At 55.4% G+C, this 538-nt stretch carries 2 pseudogenes; one reads left to right on the top strand and one right to left on the bottom strand.

Features of this window, described 5'->3' with window-relative positions:
• Nucleotides 1-266: 266 nt before the first annotated feature.
• Nucleotides 267-452 (top strand): annotated as a pseudogene (locus AC0L3A_RS40925) (IS110 family RNA-guided transposase); the annotation flags it as partial.
• On the opposite strand, the pseudogene AC0L3A_RS40920 reads toward AC0L3A_RS40925, so the two are convergent.
• A pseudogene (locus tag AC0L3A_RS40920) lies at nt 437-538 on the bottom strand (recombinase family protein); the annotation flags it as partial. The pseudogenes AC0L3A_RS40925 and AC0L3A_RS40920 overlap by 16 nt on opposite strands.

The raw sequence follows: 538 nt of genomic DNA, 5'->3' as shown, positions 1-538 counted from the left end.
CACTGCGCTTCGAGCGCGAGAAATTGATTGGGCGATTGCTTCCGCGGATATCATCGTGGCCAGCGGTCAGGCGCCGCATTCACAGGCCGAACATATGACGCACCGTCATCCCCTATTCTACCAGAAAAAGATCTTGCAGCCCGGGCCGTTCCACATATGAGTCAGAGCCAAATTTGCAAACGATGACGTAATTGCGGTCGGCGCTCGTGGCAGACAACCTCCATTTTCGTTGAGCCCTCGCAATCAAATGATTCGAAGGAGCTCCCATGAAGCAGTACGTCGGGCTGGAGGTCTCACAGAGAGAAACCGCTGTGTGCGTTGTCAACGAGTCTGGTCAAGTAATCTTCGAAGGGAAAGCCAAGTCTAATCCTGGTGTCTTGACTGACCTGCTTAACAAACATGCGTCTCATGCCGAGCGTATCGGCTTCGAGACCGGTGCGATGGCGAGTTGGCGCAACAACTCCAGTTCGTACTCGTTGAGGCTGCCCTTGAGCCCGAGCAGCAGGCGGTCGTTGCCGTGCCTCGGCGCATAGATGGT

This window comes from Bradyrhizobium sp. MI1.3 (genome assembly GCF_055811695.1).
The sequence above is the reverse complement of the archived record's forward strand: the minus strand, read 5'-3'. Positions and strand labels throughout refer to the sequence as shown.